This window comes from Allokutzneria albata (assembly GCF_900103775.1).
Lineage (GTDB): Bacteria > Actinomycetota > Actinomycetes > Mycobacteriales > Pseudonocardiaceae > Allokutzneria > Allokutzneria albata.
In genome coordinates this window covers 1697153-1712294 of the sequence record NZ_LT629701.1, presented here as the reverse complement: position 1 = coordinate 1712294, position 15142 = coordinate 1697153, and the positions used below count along the sequence as shown (strand labels likewise).

Below are 15142 nucleotides of genomic sequence, written 5' to 3'. Positions count from 1 at the left end.
AGCGCGCGCATGCCCTCCCTGGTGATCACCGGCTCCGGCTTCGCCGTCGTCGTGGGCGGTTCGGTGCGCCGCTGCGCCGCAGTGCGATCCCACCGACGAGCGTCAAGACGAGCACGCACACCAACCCGGCTTCCGGCGCGACGAGCGTGCACAGCGCGACCGTGATCAGCGGGCCGAAGACGAACACCAGCTCGTCCGACACCGCCTCCACCGAGAACGCCGTCTGCAGCAGCTTCGTCCCGCCCACCGCGTTGACCCACCGGGCCCGGATCATGGAGCCGATCGGCGGGAACGCGACCCCCGCGCAGAGCCCGCTCAACACTGCCGTCCACCACGCGCCGCTCACGAGAATTTCCAGCAGCCCCAATGTGTGCACGGCCACGCACACACGCAGGGCACGTCCCTGCCCGAGCCGATCGGCCAGCCTGCCGATCCACGGCGCGGTGATCGCCTGGCCCACGAGCAGTGCTGCGACCACTCCTCCCGCCGTCGAGAACGACCCGCCGCGCGCGGTCACCATCAGGACGATGTGATCCGAAAGCCGGCATCGCTCCAGCTCCGCCCGGGGGTCCACAGTGGAGCGCGGTGCTAGTAGGCCACCGCGACCGTGCCGTGCGTGCGCCCGGGACCGTGCACGCAGGACAGCATCGCCTCGGCCATGTCGGCCCGGGAGATGACCACCCCGCCGAGCGGCGGCCTGCGCTTGGCGAAGCGGTAGTTCCCGGTCGCCGGGCCGTCGGTGAGCTTGGGAGCGCGCACGATCACCCAGTCGAGGGTGCTCTCGGCGATGACCTCCTCCATCCCCCGGACGTCCTTGAGCACCTGGCGGTGGGCCATGGCCGAGGTCAGCGCCATCGGGTTCACCCCCGGCTCCACCGCGGCGACCGAGGCCGCGGCCAGCACGCGGGCGCCCTGTCGCTCCATCGCGTCGACCACGTTGCGGCAGCCGAGGGAGCGCACCACGCTCGGACCGTTCCCCGGTGATCCCAGCGCCGAGATGACCGCGTCGACCTCGACGAACAGCCCTTCCAGCGTCGCCGGGTCGAGGACGTCGCCGACGACGACGGACAGCCCCTGCCTCGGCAGACCCAGTGCCAGCCCGTCCCGGACGAAGGCCGTGACGGAGTGCCCGTCGTGCAGCGCGAGCTCGACGACCGCCCGGCCGAGCCTCCCGCTCGCACCGAGAACGACCAGCCTCATTCCACCGCTCCTCTTCCCGGTGCCCGCATTCGTCCCCACGACGCGCACCGCCTCCCGGACCTTCTCACACCGGACCAGGAAGAACGTCGCGCACATACCGGCGTGGCCCACGAAAGGGAAGGGTTCGGGGTGACGCGGAACCCGCCGGGTCGCACGGCTGCGTCGACCGCCCGCGGGGTGGATGATCCTGGGGTGTCGTTGTTCGTCCACGTCCCGCCGGAGCCGTTGCGGCCGCTCGTCTCGGCCGCGCACGGCTACCACGTGCCCGCCAATCCGACCGGGCTGCACCGGGGCCTGCCGTCGCGGCACCTGACGTTCGTCGTGGACCTGCTCGCACCGTTGCGGGTGGACGGACCCAGCGGTACGACCGCGGCGCACGGCCTCGTCGGCGGCCTGCACACCAGACCCGCGCTGATCGACGCCTCGCGCCCGCAGGAGGGTCTGCAGTACGGGCTGACCCCGCTGGGCTCCACGACCCTGCTCGGACTGCCCGCCGGTGAGCTGTTGGACCAGGTGCTCGACCTCGGCCAGATCTTCGGTCCCGGCGCGATGCTGCTCGTCGAGCGGCTGCACCACACCGCCACGTGGGCCGACCGCTTCGCGCTGCTGGACGAGGCGTTGCTGAGCAGGCTCGGCGACCGCCCCGCGGCGCTGCCGCCCGAGGTGGTCGAGGCGTGGCGGGTGATCTTCGACAGCGACGGGCGGGTCCGGGTGGACTCGCTGGCCGAGCACGTGGGGTGGAGCCGCCGCCACCTCGCCGGGCGGTTGCGCGCGGCCACCGGGCTCACCCCGAAGCAGGCCGCGCGCATCGCCCGGTTCGAGGCCGCTCGGCGGCTGCTCACCGCCCCGCGAGCGCCCCAGCTCGCCGACATCGCGCACCGCTGCGGGTTCGCCGACCAGTCCCACCTGGCCAGGGAGTGGCGGGCGCTCGCCGGGTGCAGCGTCGGGCAGTGGCTGTCCGACGAGTTCCCATTCCTTCAAGACGAGGCACCCGGACAGTGGGCAGGATCGCCGTCATGAGCACTCCCAACCCTCCCACCGTGTGGCCCAGCGTCGGCTTCACCGATGTGGACGCCGGCATCCACCTGCTCACCGAGGTCTTCGGGTTCACCGTCACCGCGGTCCACCGCGACGACGCGGGCGTGGTCGTGCACGCGGAAGCGCGCTGGCCAGACGGCGGCGGCGTCATGTTCGGCAGCCGCGGCAAGAGCGGGGACTGGGGCGCGCTCGGCCCGCAGGGCGTGTACGTGGTCGCCGCGGAAGCCGCCACCATCGACCAGGTCTGGGAACGCGCCGAGGCCACCGACGGCGTCGAGGTGCTGCGCAAGCCGCACGACACCGACTACGGCTCCCGCGCCTTCGACCTGCGCGACCGCGACGGCAACCTCTGGTCGTTCGGCACCTACCGCGGCGCCTGACGGCGAGCGCTCCGGGCAGCGCTCCGATCGTGCTCTGTCCACAGTGGATGTCCACTATGGACAGAGCACTGCCGTTGCCCGCGCGGTCGCGATCACGCCCGGCTGAAGCGCTCCGCCACCAGCCTGCCCAGCACGTACGTGCACGCGGCGTCCTTGTCGGGCAGGTCGGCGGAGCAGACCGGCGAGCCGTCCGCGTCCAGGTAGCGGACCAGCCACCGCCTTCCCGCCTGCTCGACGTGCCAGCGGTTCGCCGCCTTCTCCGTGGGGTCGAAGGGGTCGATGCCCAGCCGCACCAGGTTCCGCTCGAACAGCACCGCCTGCATCAGCCCGCTCCCGTCCCGCGCCCCAGCGCGCCCCGCCACACCTGGTCCGCCGCCAGCTCGCCGTAGAGGTACCAGCAGGCCGTGGCCTCCTCGGTGAAGGCCCGCCACCGCCCGGGGCGGCCGCTGGCGTCGATGAAGCCGACCGCCCACGTCCCCGACTCCGGGTCCTGGGCGATGCACATCCGGTCGTGGACCAGCGTCCCCGCTCCGATGGCGTCCTCGGTCAGCCCCAGTTCGGGCAGGCGACGCACCAGTTCCGGCACGTTCACGGCACGATCTCCTTGAGCTAGCCCTGGTCGGATCTGCGCCAGATTGAACCGCATCCCGCCGATGTCACCTTCCGCGGCCCTGCCCCGTCCTTCCACCATGGAGATCGCTGTAGTGGGTGCAGGCGGCCGGGTCGGCCGCGAGGTCACCGACATCCTCAAGAACCAGGGCCACGAGATCGTGGAGGTCACACGCTCCGCCGGGGTCGACGTGCACACCGGCACCGGCCTCGCCGAGGCGCTGTCCGGCGTCGAGGCCGTCATCGACGCGGTCAACATCCCGCCGTCCCCCGACACCGACGTCGTGACCGGCTTCTTCCGGACCACCGCCCGCAACCTCCAGCGCGCCGCCGCCGCGGCGGGTGTCCGACGGATCGTCCTGGTCTCGATCATCGGCATCGACGAGTTCACCTCCGGCCACTACGCCGGCAAGCTGGCCCAGGAACGCGCGCTGCTCGAAGGCCCCGTCCCCGTGCGCATCGTCCGCGCCGCCCAGTTCCACGAGTTCCCCGCGATGATGCTGGAGTGGACCACCCAGGGCGATGTCGCCCGCGTCCCCGCGATGCGCACCCAGCTCGTCGCTGTCCGGACCGTCGCCGAGAAGCTCGCCGAGATCGCCGTCCACGACGGTCCCGCCATGACCGACATCGCCGGTCCCGAGGAGATCCGCCTGTCCGTGGCCGCCGCCGAGGTCGCCCGGCGCCGCGGCTACCCCGCTCGTGTCGAGGAGGTCGCCGACACCAGCGACCCCAACCACGGACTCCAGGCCACCGGCGCCCTGCTCCCGGGCCCCGACGCCGTGATCGCGGGCCCCACCTTCGCCGAGTGGCTGACCCGCCGCTGATCACCCCACGCCGCGCAGGGTCCACATCAGGTACGCGGCGAGGGTCGGACCGTCCGTGATGACCCCGCCGCGCACCATGTCCTCCACCTCCGCCCGCGAGAACCACCGCTGCCGCATGTCCTGCTCCGTCGCTTCCCGATGGGGTTCTCCCCCGGTCAGGTCCGTCGCGAGGAACACGTGCGCCCCCACCCCAGACATCCCGTTCGCGCAGTGGAGGTAGCCCAGCTCCTCCATCCGCCCCGCCACGAACCCCGTCTCCTCCGCGAGTTCCGCCGCCGCCATCTCCTCCACCGTGCCCGTCACCCCGGGAGGGAAGGACCCGGAGGGGAACTCCCACGACCGCTTCCCCACCGTGTACCGATACTGCTCGACGAGGTGGAAACCGTTGTCCTGCAACGGCATCACCACAGCGAAGTCCGGCTTGTCGACCACCGAGTACAGCCCGCCCGACCCGTCGAGGTGTTCGATGCGGTCTTCGCGCACCGACAGCCACGGGTTCTCGTACACGACCCTGGATGACACCGTCCTGATGCTCACACCACGATTGTCCCGATCAGAAGGGCGCCGGGCCGGTGATGAGCGCGACGTCGAGGGCGGGCATCAGGAACCGCATCGAACACATGTCGTCGAGGTTGCGCTTCTGGTCATGGCGATGGGCAGCGGCATCAGGATCGAGCTTGTGGATCACCGTCTGCGCGTGACGCCGGACCGAGGTGTAGTTCCGGGCCGGGCGTAGGCCAACAGATCTCTTCGACGATAGCCGCGTGGGTCGCGGACAGGACGCTGACCTGGTCGAGGCTCAACAACGCCTTGCCCTCGTCGACGCGGCCTTCACCCAGCGCCTGCAACACAGCCGGACGCCGAGTCAACCCATACGCCCGCGACGACAACCCATCCGCTTTCGCCGAGACATCGCGAGTTCTGGCCCCCACGCTGGTACCGGCACGACCTGGAAGCCCAGCCCGCACGCCCCCAGAGCCAAACCCGCCAGTCGGTCGCTGTCCGGCCTGCTGTCACTGTTCTCAGTGATCACTTCAGATTGAGTTTGCGGAGGCAGATGATCGAGCAGGCCAGGCTGAGGATGGCCTGGTGTACATCGGCTCGTCGTTCGGTGCGAACGCGCAGTCGCCGGAAGCCTTTGAGTCAGGCGAAGGTGCGTTCCACCGGCCAGCGGAGCTTGCCCAGGCCCGAGACGTTTTCGACGCCGCGGCGGGCGATGACCGCGACGATGCCGCGAGCACGGACCAGGCGGCGGTACTTGTCGTGGTCGTAACCGTCGCGCGCAGTTCGGCGAGCAGTCGATCGTGCAACTGCTGCCAGACCCCGGCCTCGTGCCACTCGGTCAACCGCCGCCAACACGTCGCACCCGAGGCGCCGAACAGGGCGGTGGGCAACCGGTTCCAGCCGATGCCGGTGCGCACCACGTACAGGATGCCCTCCAACGCCGCCCGAGCACCGGCACGTCTGCGAACGGGATGGCGGAAGCGCCTGGGGTGTACCGGTATCAGTGGCTCCAGCCGTGCCCACAGCTCGTCGGTCAGGACCTCCTCACGCACGCCGTGATCCTGGGGGATGTTGCCACCAGAGAAGTCGACACGCCGACTCATTTCGAACTGGTCAGTAAGCCCCTCTCGAGGCCGAAGCACCTTCACACGGGACTGAAAACAGTTGCCGTTACTGGGTTTTGCTGCCGACGATGTGGTTTCGCTCGATGCCTCTCTGGAGGGACAGAACATGCGCATGAAGAGGACGGCCGTGGGGGCACTGGCCGCGGCGGGCGTCGCGATGGGCCTGATCTCCCCTGCCGCCGCGGCCGTGACGACGGACTCGCCGGTCACCGTCCAGGCGTCATGGCACATCATCAAGATCTTCCCGCACACCGAACAAGGCAAGGCCGACTGCCTCTACCTCGCCGGAACGTACATCAACCCGCCCGGGCGGTGCCTGGAGGGCGAGGACGGTGCCGGCAATCCTTACTGGGCCACCTGGATCTACAGTTAGGCCTTCAGCGAGGACCGCGTGGGCGCCGGGCCGGATCCGGTCTGGCACCCACCACCAAGCCGGCCCACTGCGACAAGGGTGCTCCAAGAAGCGGAGGCGGGGGTCGGCGGCGAACGGGAGGACGCAGGCGTGCCGGTGTTGTCCTGCACGGTTCCGGTGATCGTGCCGGACGGATCGACCGCGATCTGTGCAGGAGACCAAGATGAAGCTCGGCCCGGCATTCGTACCGTGTGCACAGGCGTTCGAACTGGTGCAGCCAAGCGAAACTGTGCTCGGCCACCCGGCGGACGGTATTCAACCCACAACCGTGTTCTTGCGGGCGATGCGCGGCGGATCCCCAAGGCGCGCAATGATCGGCGGTGACCTTCGCTGTCGTAGGCCCGGTTACCGTAGAGGTAACGAGGCCGTTGACGCGGCCCGCCTCCGATCTTCGGGACAGCGATCCCGGTCTTGAGCACGAACACGATCCCGGCCAGCGCCGCACGATCGTCGGCGGACAGCCTGCCTGGATACCGGGTCCGACGCGGCGGCCGGACAGGCAGCATTGGCGCGACCCGTCGCCACAACTCATCGGGCACCAGTTCCGCGATCACTGGTCCAGCATCGCGAACGACACGCGGTCACAGCCATCGGAAACGCCGCTCATTGTGAAACCACATCTCAAGGACGAGCTTGCTCTGTCCTGTCGCGGCGGTGCGGTGCTCCGCGCGATCGTCAGGTTGCTAGGGCATCTTCTACCAGGGAACGAGACCACGCCACTTCGCGGTCGAACTGCCCGGTCTGCTGGAAAAGGCACACCTGATGGGCGCCCTCCTCTGCGGCCCGATCGAACGCGAAGCGAGCCAGATCGCTCCCTCTGCCGGACGAACGCATCGACGGGCTGACCCCGACACTCCGCACCAACGCGTGCCGGCCGTCCTCACTGATCTCGTAGCCCGTGCTACCAACGACCTTTCCGTCAGCACTACGCTCCACCCAGAGGCGGACGGTTGGGGCGTGCAGTCCGCTCAGCGTCAAGTCGACCTCACTCAGAAATGCCTTGAGCGTCGGAACGTCGTCAGCACGAACTCTCTGCAATCGCACCCGGCAAGTGTATGCAGACCTCGACATCCGAACGGAGAGAACGGCGCGCGCTTCCCTGACGTGCGCGTCACGCTCCAGCACTCGTTCCTTCTCGGGCGTGGTCAACTCGGCCAGCGCCATGCCGCCAGTCCGGTCCACAAGAGACTTCCACCCGCGAAACCCTTGCACCGCAGGCAGAATTGGTGAACTGATCACCTCGCCGACGCCGTCCTGCCGATCCGAGGCGTGGTCGGACGACCGAAGCGCGGACCACGACGATCGCCGCCGACTGGCCCGCGCTCGTGGCGTTACACCGGCGATCACCCGCCGCGGCCTCGAACACGGCTCCGGGCTCCGTGCCGAGGTCAACGGATGATCACGGTCAGACCTGGTTCTGCTGGATCCCGGTGAGCAGCCAGCCGATCCCGTGGTTGAAGCTGGACAGCATCTCCGCGGCGCTCGGCTCGCGCTCGGATCCACTCGTGGCCGGCAGGTGTCGGGTGAAGGCGGCGAAGCCGATCGTGTAGACGATCAGGACCCGGAGCGCGTCGGATGCGGTGGGCTCGGGAACGCCTGCCTGGCGCAGCAGGTCCATGGTGACGTCCCCGAGCCGCTGCGCATTGGGGCCATGGGCACCTTGGCGGCTCAGGTAGAGCGGCACGAGGTCGGCGTGGGCGACGAGCACCTCGTAGGTCGATGCCATGAGCTGCCGCAGGCCCGTGGCCGGGTTCTGGACGCCGTCTGCGGGCACGATGACCGCGCCGAGCACGTCGTCGAGCAGCGCGTCGACCAACGCTGTTTTGTTGGCCACGTGGCTGTAGAGGGCATTCGGGGCGACGTCGAGCCGGCTGGCCAACGTGCGCATCGTCAGGCCTGCCACGCCGTGCTCGGCCAAGAGGTCACGGGCCGCGCCAAGCACGGCCGCGTGGGTGAGGCCGGCTCGGTGGCCTGGGGCACGTCCACGATCCATCCCCGTACTGTACGGTGTCCAATACGAATTGGACACCGTACAATTTGGGAGGCGGATGATGAACTTCCCTGGCTTTGCCCACGACACCCGGGCCGGGATACACGTGGTCCACGGCGGCATCGGGTACCCGGTACTGCTCCTGCACGGCTTCCCTCAGACCCATCTCACCTGGCGGCACGTGGCCACGTCCCTGGCAGAGGACTTCTCCGTGGTGTGCCCCGACCTTCCTGGCTACGGCGCAAGCGCCCCACCGCCAGACGGACATGCCAAGCGCACCACCGCCGCGACCATGGTCGCGATGATGCGCGACCTCGGCCACGACCGGTTCGGGATCGTCGGTCACGACCGTGGCGCGTTGGTCGCGTTCCGCGCCGCGCTCGACCACCCGGACGTCATCACGCATCTCGGCGTGCTCGACGTGATTCCCACCCTGGACAACTGGGCTGCTCTCACCGGCACCGCAGGTGTGTTCGGCTTCCACCTGTACCTGCTCGCCCAGCCGTCCGACCTGCCCGAGCGGATGATCGCCGCCGACCCGGACACATTCTTCGGGCACTTCCTGGACAACTGGGCTGCCCAGCCGATCCCCTCCGACATCAGAGCGACCTACCTGGCCGGGGCCCGAACACCTGAGGCCATTCACGCCATCTGCGAGGACTACCGCGCCAGCGCGTTCGTGGACGCCGACCACGACCAGGCTGACCGGGACGCGGGCCGCCGGCTGACCATGCCGGTCCTGGCGATGTGGCAGGACCCGGGCGAGGTGGATCTGCCGTTCGACCCGCACCAGGTATGGGCCCGCTGGGCGCCCGACCTGAGCACTCACGTCCTGCCCTGCGGCCATTTCCTTCCCGAGGAACGTCCGGAGGACGTCGCTGCGGCCATCCGCACGCTCTTCACCCGGTAGAGGACAGTCCGAAAAGGAGGGTGAGCGCCGCGACCGAAGCGGAAAGCCCGTGTGCGGGGTGCAGTTCCTGGGTGCCATGGACATCGCCAGCATGGGACCGTGAGCCCGCGGGTGATCCAGCACCAACTGAGCCGACGCACCGCACGGCGTGGCCTGAACCGGACAGGGACGAGCAGGCCCTGGAAACGGTGCCGCCGCGCTGGTAGGCCTGCCATTCGGCACCTGATCCTGCGCACCCGGGAGCGGAGCCGTCGATCGGTCCGGACCGCAGGGACACGGCGCTGGCGGTCTGACCTCCAAGATCCACACTATCAGCGAGGGCCGGGCCGTTGCCTGGCCAGCCGCGTCACTCCGGGTCAGGCAGCGGACACCAAGCAGCTGGAGGCGTTGCTGGCCGACATCGCCGTGCCGCGGCCGGGCGGGGTGGGGCGGCCCCGCACGCGGCCGGACTCGTTGACCGGGGACAAAGCCTATGGCGGCAAGGCGAGCCGGGCCGCGTTACGGCACCGCAAGATCACGGCGGTGATTCCTGAGCGCCGGGATCAGGTCAACAATCGGCTGCGCGAGGGATCGGCCGGTGGACGGCCCCCTCGTTCGACGCCGAGAGGTGCAAGCGCCGTAACCAGGTGGAGCGAGGGTTCAACCGCCGCAAGCAGTTCGGGCGATCGCGACCCGCTACGACAGGCGCGGCCTCCACTGGCAGGCCGGCAACGACATCGTCGAGATCATCGACTGGATCGGCGCTACACCGGACAACATCCGCACATGACCTGGCGGACACGCCCTAGCAAGCCACATCCCGCCGCCGCAACCCCACCAAGCCGCCGACCACCAAAACCCCGGCGATCCCCACAAGCACCACGCCAGCCCCCGACCCCGCCACAGCCACAAACGGCGAAAGAAACGTCAGCACCGAAACATCCACCAACCGGAACTCCCCGAGGAAGTCCACGAGAATCACCAACAGCAGCACCGCCCACGTAACCGGGACAGCGACCCGAGGAGCCCACCCGGTCAATGCCGTTGCCAATCCCACAAAAACCAGGCACGCGGGCAGGTACATCAGCGTCATCCCGAGGACATCCGGATCTCCGAGGCCCGCACCCAAACCGAGCCCCGTCAGCACCAAAGCCGTCCCGAGGACAGCGATCACCAGGTGGCCGAGTGCCCATCGAATCCGATTCACCGGCCCACTGAGCAGGACGTCGGCGAGCCCCGCGGTCTCCTCCGTGCGCATTCGCAGCGTCGCGATGACCGCGGAGGCCGTCGCGGTCTGCGCCAGCACGTAGAGCACCAGGCGGAAGAACACATCGGCCGCATCACCGCCGCCCAACGACGCCGCCAACTCGCGGTAGGCCGGGGTGTCGAAGAGGACACCGATCGACCTCAACGCCGCCCCGAGCACCGTGCCGAGGAAGGTGAAGCCGACGGTCCACCCGAGCACGGAACCGCGATGCAGACGCCATGCCAGCGCGAACGTGCTGCGCAGGAAGCGTCCGCCGACCACCGGACCGCGGCGGGCGGGTACCAGACCCGCGCCGATGTCCCGGCGTGCCGACAACGTGAACGCCGCGACCACGAGAACCGTTGCCAACAAGGCGAAAAGGGCGAACACCCACCACTGCTCACCGGCGAAGGACCGCGTGTGCCGGACCCATCCGAACGGCGAGAACCACACGGCTGCGGACCGGGTCACCTCGCCAACCCCGGCGACGACGAAGCACACGGCGAGCACGGCCACCGCGATGGTGCCCGCTCCGCCCGAGCCCTCGGTCAGCTGTGCGGCGACCGCGCCGACTCCGGCGAACACGATCCCGCCCGCGCCGAGCGCCAGGCCGAACGCCACGGAGCCGGTCACCGGCAGCCCGATCGCGATCAGCCCCAACGCACTCACCACTGCGACAGCGAGGTTCCCGGCGACGACGACGATCAGCGCGGCGGTCAACGGAGCCTGCCGACCGACCACAGTGGACCCGAGCAGCTCCCTGCGCCCGGTCTGCTCTTCAACCCTCGTGTGCCGGATGAGCAACAGCAGGCTCACCACGCCGCTCACCAGCACACCGCTGGACAGAAAGCCTTGTGCGGCAAGCCCTCCCGGCGTCGGTGCGAACACGGGACCGCGCAACATGAGCAGCGCCGGGTTCGCGGCGATGCTCTCGGCCACCGCGATGCGTTCGGCTTCGGTCGGGTAGGCGGCGCTCCCGCCGGATGCGAGCCCGACCGCGAGCACCGCCATGAACAGGACCCACCCGGCGAGCACGAACCGGTCCCGCCGCAGCACGAACCGGACGAGCGCCCCGGTGCCCGCCAACTCGGCGCTCATCGCGCGTCCTCCCGGTAGTGCGCGAGGAACAGCTCCTCCAGCGAGGGTGGCCGGCAGGTCAGGCTGCGCACACCGGACGCGACGAGCACCCGCAGCAGGCCGTCGAGGTGTTCCGCGTCGACTCGGCAGGTCACCCGCTGCGCATGATCGACCTCCAGGTCGTGCACGCCGGGCACCTCGGCCAGCCGCGGGGCGGGCGCGGCCAGCTCCGCGGTCACGATCGTGCGGCGCATCGCGCGAAGCTCGGCGAGCGGCGCCGACTCCACCGTGCGCCCCGCCCGGACGATGCTGACCCGGTCGCAGAGCGCTTCGACCTCGGACAGGATGTGGCTCGACAGCAGCACCGTGCGCCCTCGGCCGCGCTCGCGTGCGATCTCCTCGGCGAAGGTCGCTTCCATCAACGGGTCCAGGCCCGAGGTGGGCTCGTCGAGGATCAACAGCTCGGCGTCCGAGGCGAGGGCGGCCACGAGCGCCACCTTCTGCCGGTTGCCCTTCGAGTAGGTGCGGCACCGCTTTCCGAGGTCCAGCTCGAAGCGCTCGACCAGCTCGTCGCGCCGAGCCGCGTCGTGGCCGCCGCGCAGGCGGCCGAGCAGGTCGATCACCTCGCCACCGGTGAGGTTGGGCCAGAGCGTGACATCACCGGGGACGTAGGCGAGCCTGCGGTGCAGCGCGGTCGCGTCGCGCCACGGGTCGCCGCCGAACAGCGAAACGTGCCCCGACGTGGCGCGCAACAGCCCGAGCAGCGTCCGGATGGTCGTGGTCTTGCCCGCGCCGTTGGGGCCGAGGAACCCGTGCACCTCACCCTCGCGCACCTGGAGGTCCAGCCCGTCCAGCGCCCGGGTGGGCCCGAACGTCTTGACCAGGGCTCTGATGTCGATGGCGAAGGTGCCGGTCATCGGCCCTGTCCTTCCTCGTAGCGTTCGAGCGCTTCGCGAACCCGGGCGGACAGGCCCTCCGGGAGGAGTTCGGGCGCGACGATGTCGAGCGTGGCCCGGCCGATCCGGGGCGCGGCCTCGCCGCTGAACATGTCGGCGCCCAGCAGCCTGGAGACGTGGTCGTGCAGCACGAGCGCGCCCAGCCGCATGCCGGTGAAGACGATGGCCCTGGTCCGCGCGTCGGCGAGGCCCGGGCGGTCGACCAGGTAGCGCTCGGTGAGCTTCACCAGCTCGTCGAACACCGTGGCCGCCGCGGGCGAGCCGTCGACCAGCGCCCGCGCCAGGTAGTGCACGACCGGCGGGGAGCTCGCGTACACCTCCGCGATGAACGACGCGTCGCCGACGCGGCCGTCCCCGATGCCGGAGGCGGTGTGCTCGCGGAAGTACTCCAGCACGTGCGCGTCGCACACGGCCCGCAGCCCGTCCTTCGTGCCGAAGTGGTGCTGCACCAACGCCGGGGAGAAGCCCGCGCGCTCGGCGATCCCCCGGATCGTGGCGCCCGCGAAGCCCCGTGCACCGAACTCGGCCAGCGCGGCGTCGCGGATGCGGGCCCGAGCGGTGAGGTCATCGACTGGTGGCATGACCAGCATCCTATACGCATGTACAGGGTGCAGTACACACGTACAGTCGCTCCGGCGGACGCCGAAAGCGTCGGGACCATCGCGAAATCGCTGCTAGCGTCGCCGCTCATGCGCAAGAAGCTCTTCACCGCCGCCGCGGTTCTGGCCTGCCTGACCGGCGCGTTCCTCCCCGCAACCGGTTCCGCCGCGGAGTCCGGGTTCGAGGGCAAGGTCCTCGGCTGCGTGAACTTCAAGGTCGTCCACAAGAACGGCAGTTTCGGCCAGAAGTACTCGAACCTGTACTACAACAACCACTGCGACAAGCAGGTCTCGTTGCGGGTCACCCACAAGTTCGACGATCCGACCAAGCCGGGGCCGAACAGCATCTGCATGCTCCCCGTGAAGGCGAAGCAGAAGAGCGACAAGACCTTCGACAGCCGCATCGTCAGCGTCGACGGCCTGTCCAGCCCCGGGGTCTGCCGGTAGTCGCTCAGGCCCGGAGGTAGGCGAGGACCGCCAGCACCCTCCGGTGCCCCGCGTCGGTCGCGGGCAGCTGGAGTTTCGCGAAGATGTTGCCGATGTGCTTGTGCACGGCACTGTCGCTGACGACCAGTGCGCCCGCGATCGTCGCGTTGGAGTGGCCCTCGGCCATCAACGCCAGCACCTCCCGCTCTCGCGGAGTCAGCCCGTGCAACGGGTCGTCCGCCCGGCGACGCACGAGAAGCTGCGAGACCACCTCGGGGTCCATCGCGGTCCCGCCCGCGGCCACGCGCTGCAACGCGTCGAGGAAGTCCTCGACCTTGCCCACGCGCTCCTTCAGCAGGTACCCGACTCCTCCGCTGCCGTCGGCCAGCAACTCGGCGGCGTAGCTGTCCTCGACGTGCGCCGACAGCACGAGCACCGCCAGGCCCGGGTGCAGCCGCCGCGCCTCGACCGCCGCGCGCAGCCCCTCGTCGGTGAAGCTCGGTGGCATGCGCACATCCACCACCGCCACGTCCGGCCGGTCCTCGGCGACGGCGGTGAGCAGGTCGGCGGGGTTGTCCACGGCGGAGCTGACCTCGATGCCCTCCGCCCGCAGCAGATGGGTCAGACCTTCCCGGAGCAGGGCGTCGTCCTCGGCGATCACAATGCGCACGGCTCATGCTCCCGTAGGGATCGCGACCCGCACGACGGTGGGTCCACCACTCGGACTGGAGATCTCGGTGATGCCGTCGAAGGCGTCGACCCGGCGCCGGATGCCGAGCAACCCGCTGCCCTGTCCCTCGTCTGCGCCGCCCATGCCGTCGTCGGTGACCTCCACGACGAGAGTGCGGTCCTGAGCCCACAGCCCAACGGTGATCTCCTTGGCACCGCTGTGCTTCACGGCATTCGTCAGGGCCTCGGCGATCACGAAGTACGCCGCTGCCTCCACCGCCGCGGGCACACGCGGCAGCTCCCCGATGCCGAGCGTGCACGGGATCGCGCAGTGCGCCGCGAGGGAGGTCACCGCGCCTTCAAGACCACGATCGGCGAGCACGGGCGGATAGATGCTGCGCACCACCTCGCGCAGCTCGGTCAGCGCATCGGTCGCCGCGTTCTGCGCGGTGAGCAAGAGCGGCAGTGCTGCCTCGGGGTTGCGCCGCAACGCCCGCTCCGCCATGCCGAGGTGCATCACCACCGCGACAAGCCGGTTCTGCGTACCGTCGTGCAGGCCGCGTTCGATCCGCCGCAGCTCGGTGCCGTGTGCTTCGAGCGCGGCAGCTCGCGTCGCGGTGACTTCGGCGAGCCGTTCGACCAGGGTCTGGCTCGGCGGGGCGAGGCGGGCCGCGCTCACCCGCGCGTACCACCGGGCCAGGGGCGGCACGAACAGCAAACCCATCAGGCCGTAGGCCGCCGCCGTCGCCAACGTCAGCCCGGCGTCGCCCCACGACCGGATCGGCATGTCGATGCTTGAGGTGATCCCCGGGAAGTACGGCCAGACCGACGCGAACACGATGTTCTGCACGACCCCGGCGGGCGAGCCCACCGCGACGGCCCCGGCCAGCGAGCCCAGGAACGCCTGCATCACCAGCCACACCACGTCGCGGCGGGTGGACACGCTGAGCAGCTCCACGAAGGGGTCACCGCCGGGCCGTGGCGGCGCGGGGATCGCGGTGCCCAGGAACTCGCCGGTGCGCCTGCGTTCGAAGGCGGCCAGACCGCGCGCCAGCCCGGCGACCTTCGGCAGCAGCGGCAGCGTCACGACCAGCACGACGCACGCCAGCAGCAGGACCATCGAGACCATCGCCGCCAGACCGACGAACATGGTGCCCGCGAGGTACTTCCACTCGCGCAGGCGGGGGTGGGTCACCGGG

At 70.0% G+C, this 15142-nt stretch carries 19 protein-coding genes and 4 pseudogenes; 8 read left to right on the top strand and 15 right to left on the bottom strand.

Features of this window, described 5'->3' with window-relative positions; translation table 11 throughout:
• Window positions 1-25: 25 nt before the first annotated feature.
• Window positions 26-520, bottom strand: a complete 495-nt coding sequence (locus BLT28_RS07520) for an MFS transporter (RefSeq protein ID WP_083383687.1) — start codon at window positions 518-520, stop codon at window positions 26-28.
• A gap of 68 nt (window positions 521-588) precedes the next feature.
• Window positions 589-1200, bottom strand: coding sequence for an NAD(P)-dependent oxidoreductase (locus BLT28_RS07515; protein WP_052408179.1), 612 nt, complete (start codon window positions 1198-1200; stop codon window positions 589-591).
• 192 nt (window positions 1201-1392) lie between these two features.
• On the opposite strand from BLT28_RS07515, the gene BLT28_RS07510 reads away from it, so the two are divergent.
• The gene (locus tag BLT28_RS07510; RefSeq protein WP_231950676.1) at window positions 1393-2220 is read left to right on the top strand and encodes a helix-turn-helix transcriptional regulator; all 828 of its coding nucleotides are present in this window, start codon (window positions 1393-1395) and stop codon (window positions 2218-2220) included.
• Window positions 2217-2618: a VOC family protein gene (locus tag BLT28_RS07505; RefSeq protein WP_030433393.1), complete on the top strand. Its 402-nt coding sequence runs from the start codon at window positions 2217-2219 to the stop codon at window positions 2616-2618. The genes BLT28_RS07510 and BLT28_RS07505 overlap by 4 nt, the downstream gene beginning before the upstream one ends.
• 92 nt (window positions 2619-2710) lie before the next feature.
• Here BLT28_RS07505 and BLT28_RS07500 read toward each other — a convergent pair whose 3' ends face one another.
• Both BLT28_RS07500 and BLT28_RS07495 read right to left on the bottom strand, forming a co-directional pair.
• The gene (locus BLT28_RS07500) at window positions 2711-2941 is read right to left on the bottom strand and encodes a hypothetical protein (protein ID WP_030433394.1); all 231 of its coding nucleotides are present in this window, start codon (window positions 2939-2941) and stop codon (window positions 2711-2713) included.
• Complete coding sequence (locus BLT28_RS07495) at window positions 2941-3210, bottom strand: hypothetical protein (RefSeq protein ID WP_030433395.1); 270 nt, start codon at window positions 3208-3210, stop codon at window positions 2941-2943. The genes BLT28_RS07500 and BLT28_RS07495 overlap by 1 nt, the downstream gene beginning before the upstream one ends.
• 97 nt (window positions 3211-3307) lie before the next feature.
• On the opposite strand from BLT28_RS07495, the gene BLT28_RS07490 reads away from it, so the two are divergent.
• The gene (locus BLT28_RS07490) at window positions 3308-4051 is read left to right on the top strand and encodes an SDR family oxidoreductase (RefSeq protein ID WP_030433396.1); all 744 of its coding nucleotides are present in this window, start codon (window positions 3308-3310) and stop codon (window positions 4049-4051) included.
• On the opposite strand, the gene BLT28_RS07485 is transcribed toward BLT28_RS07490, so the two are convergent.
• From BLT28_RS07485 to BLT28_RS07480, 3 genes and pseudogenes are all read right to left on the bottom strand, one after another.
• The gene (locus BLT28_RS07485; protein WP_322788503.1) at window positions 4052-4588 is read right to left on the bottom strand and encodes an NUDIX hydrolase; all 537 of its coding nucleotides are present in this window, start codon (window positions 4586-4588) and stop codon (window positions 4052-4054) included.
• 16 nt (window positions 4589-4604) lie between these two features.
• A complete protein-coding gene (locus tag BLT28_RS42430; RefSeq protein ID WP_269459639.1) occupies window positions 4605-4739 on the bottom strand; it encodes a hypothetical protein in 135 nt (44 codons plus the stop codon).
• A 341-nt stretch (window positions 4740-5080) separates the two neighbouring features.
• Window positions 5081-5607, bottom strand: a pseudogene (locus BLT28_RS07480) (transposase).
• A 178-nt stretch (window positions 5608-5785) separates the two neighbouring features.
• On the opposite strand from BLT28_RS07480, the gene BLT28_RS07475 reads away from it, so the two are divergent.
• The gene (locus BLT28_RS07475) at window positions 5786-6052 is read left to right on the top strand and encodes a hypothetical protein (protein WP_083383686.1); all 267 of its coding nucleotides are present in this window, start codon (window positions 5786-5788) and stop codon (window positions 6050-6052) included.
• Window positions 6053-6242: 190 nt separating this feature from the next.
• On the opposite strand, the pseudogene BLT28_RS07470 reads toward BLT28_RS07475, so the two are convergent.
• Window positions 6243-6645 (bottom strand): annotated as a pseudogene (locus BLT28_RS07470) (transposase); the annotation flags it as partial.
• 121 nt (window positions 6646-6766) lie between these two features.
• On the bottom strand, window positions 6767-7255 hold the full coding sequence (locus BLT28_RS07465) for a GNAT family N-acetyltransferase (RefSeq protein ID WP_197683991.1): 489 nt from the start codon (window positions 7253-7255) through the stop codon (window positions 6767-6769).
• A 75-nt stretch (window positions 7256-7330) separates the two neighbouring features.
• Between BLT28_RS07465 and BLT28_RS41765 the strand changes: the two are divergent.
• A pseudogene (locus BLT28_RS41765) lies at window positions 7331-7469 on the top strand (IS5/IS1182 family transposase); the annotation flags it as partial.
• A 27-nt stretch (window positions 7470-7496) separates the two neighbouring features.
• Here BLT28_RS41765 and BLT28_RS07460 read toward each other — a convergent pair.
• The gene (locus BLT28_RS07460; protein ID WP_162184944.1) at window positions 7497-8084 is read right to left on the bottom strand and encodes a TetR/AcrR family transcriptional regulator; all 588 of its coding nucleotides are present in this window, start codon (window positions 8082-8084) and stop codon (window positions 7497-7499) included.
• 58 nt (window positions 8085-8142) lie between these two features.
• Between BLT28_RS07460 and BLT28_RS07455 the strand changes: the two genes are divergently transcribed.
• Window positions 8143-8991: an alpha/beta fold hydrolase gene (locus tag BLT28_RS07455; protein WP_407638813.1), complete on the top strand. Its 849-nt coding sequence runs from the start codon at window positions 8143-8145 to the stop codon at window positions 8989-8991.
• 51 nt (window positions 8992-9042) lie between these two features.
• Window positions 9043-9564, top strand: a pseudogene (locus tag BLT28_RS42805) (transposase); the annotation flags it as partial.
• Window positions 9565-9775: 211 nt separating this feature from the next.
• Here the strand turns inward: BLT28_RS42805 and BLT28_RS41760 are convergent.
• From BLT28_RS41760 to BLT28_RS42425, 3 genes are read right to left on the bottom strand one after another with little or no spacing between them, the layout of a single operon-like run.
• Window positions 9776-11314 (bottom strand): ABC transporter permease, encoded by a 1539-nt coding sequence (locus BLT28_RS41760; RefSeq protein ID WP_030433402.1) that lies wholly within the window; start codon window positions 11312-11314, stop codon window positions 9776-9778.
• Window positions 11311-12210: an ABC transporter ATP-binding protein gene (locus BLT28_RS07445; RefSeq protein WP_030433403.1), complete on the bottom strand. Its 900-nt coding sequence runs from the start codon at window positions 12208-12210 to the stop codon at window positions 11311-11313. Before BLT28_RS07445 ends, BLT28_RS41760 begins: the two co-directional genes overlap by 4 nt.
• Window positions 12207-12830, bottom strand: a complete 624-nt coding sequence (locus BLT28_RS42425) for a TetR/AcrR family transcriptional regulator (RefSeq protein WP_162184946.1) — start codon at window positions 12828-12830, stop codon at window positions 12207-12209. Before BLT28_RS42425 ends, BLT28_RS07445 begins: the two co-directional genes overlap by 4 nt.
• A gap of 108 nt (window positions 12831-12938) precedes the next feature.
• Between BLT28_RS42425 and BLT28_RS07435 the strand changes: the two genes are divergently transcribed.
• Window positions 12939-13295 (top strand): hypothetical protein, encoded by a 357-nt coding sequence (locus BLT28_RS07435; RefSeq protein WP_083383685.1) that lies wholly within the window; start codon window positions 12939-12941, stop codon window positions 13293-13295.
• Window positions 13296-13299: 4 nt separating this feature from the next.
• On the opposite strand, the gene BLT28_RS07430 is transcribed toward BLT28_RS07435, so the two are convergent.
• Entirely contained in the window at window positions 13300-13944 is a 645-nt protein-coding gene (locus tag BLT28_RS07430; RefSeq protein WP_030433406.1) for a response regulator transcription factor, read from the bottom strand.
• Between the two features lie 3 nt (window positions 13945-13947).
• Window positions 13948-15138, bottom strand: coding sequence for a sensor histidine kinase (locus tag BLT28_RS07425; RefSeq protein WP_043814059.1), 1191 nt, complete (start codon window positions 15136-15138; stop codon window positions 13948-13950).
• Window positions 15139-15142 lie beyond the last annotated feature (4 nt).

Bases quoted from the DNA above. Each gene is read 5' to 3' on its own strand.
- BLT28_RS42425 (WP_162184946.1), bottom strand. From the start codon at position 12,830: ATGCCACCAGTCGATGACCTCACCGCTCGGGCCCGCATCCGCGACGCC.
- BLT28_RS07520 (WP_083383687.1), bottom strand. From the start codon at position 520: ATGGTGACCGCGCGCGGCGGGTCGTTCTCGACGGCGGGAGGAGTGGTC.
- BLT28_RS07460 (WP_162184944.1), bottom strand. From the start codon at position 8,084: ATGGATCGTGGACGTGCCCCAGGCCACCGAGCCGGCCTCACCCACGCG.
- BLT28_RS07455 (WP_407638813.1), top strand. From the start codon at position 8,143: ATGAACTTCCCTGGCTTTGCCCACGACACCCGGGCCGGGATACACGTG.
- BLT28_RS07505 (WP_030433393.1), top strand. From the start codon at position 2,217: ATGAGCACTCCCAACCCTCCCACCGTGTGGCCCAGCGTCGGCTTCACC.
- BLT28_RS07445 (WP_030433403.1), bottom strand. From the start codon at position 12,210: ATGACCGGCACCTTCGCCATCGACATCAGAGCCCTGGTCAAGACGTTC.
- BLT28_RS41760 (WP_030433402.1), bottom strand. From the start codon at position 11,314: ATGAGCGCCGAGTTGGCGGGCACCGGGGCGCTCGTCCGGTTCGTGCTG.
- BLT28_RS07435 (WP_083383685.1), top strand. From the start codon at position 12,939: ATGCGCAAGAAGCTCTTCACCGCCGCCGCGGTTCTGGCCTGCCTGACC.
- BLT28_RS07475 (WP_083383686.1), top strand. From the start codon at position 5,786: ATGCGCATGAAGAGGACGGCCGTGGGGGCACTGGCCGCGGCGGGCGTC.
- BLT28_RS07515 (WP_052408179.1), bottom strand. From the start codon at position 1,200: ATGAGGCTGGTCGTTCTCGGTGCGAGCGGGAGGCTCGGCCGGGCGGTC.
- BLT28_RS07500 (WP_030433394.1), bottom strand. From the start codon at position 2,941: ATGCAGGCGGTGCTGTTCGAGCGGAACCTGGTGCGGCTGGGCATCGAC.
- BLT28_RS07465 (WP_197683991.1), bottom strand. From the start codon at position 7,255: ATGGCGCTGGCCGAGTTGACCACGCCCGAGAAGGAACGAGTGCTGGAG.
- BLT28_RS07490 (WP_030433396.1), top strand. From the start codon at position 3,308: ATGGAGATCGCTGTAGTGGGTGCAGGCGGCCGGGTCGGCCGCGAGGTC.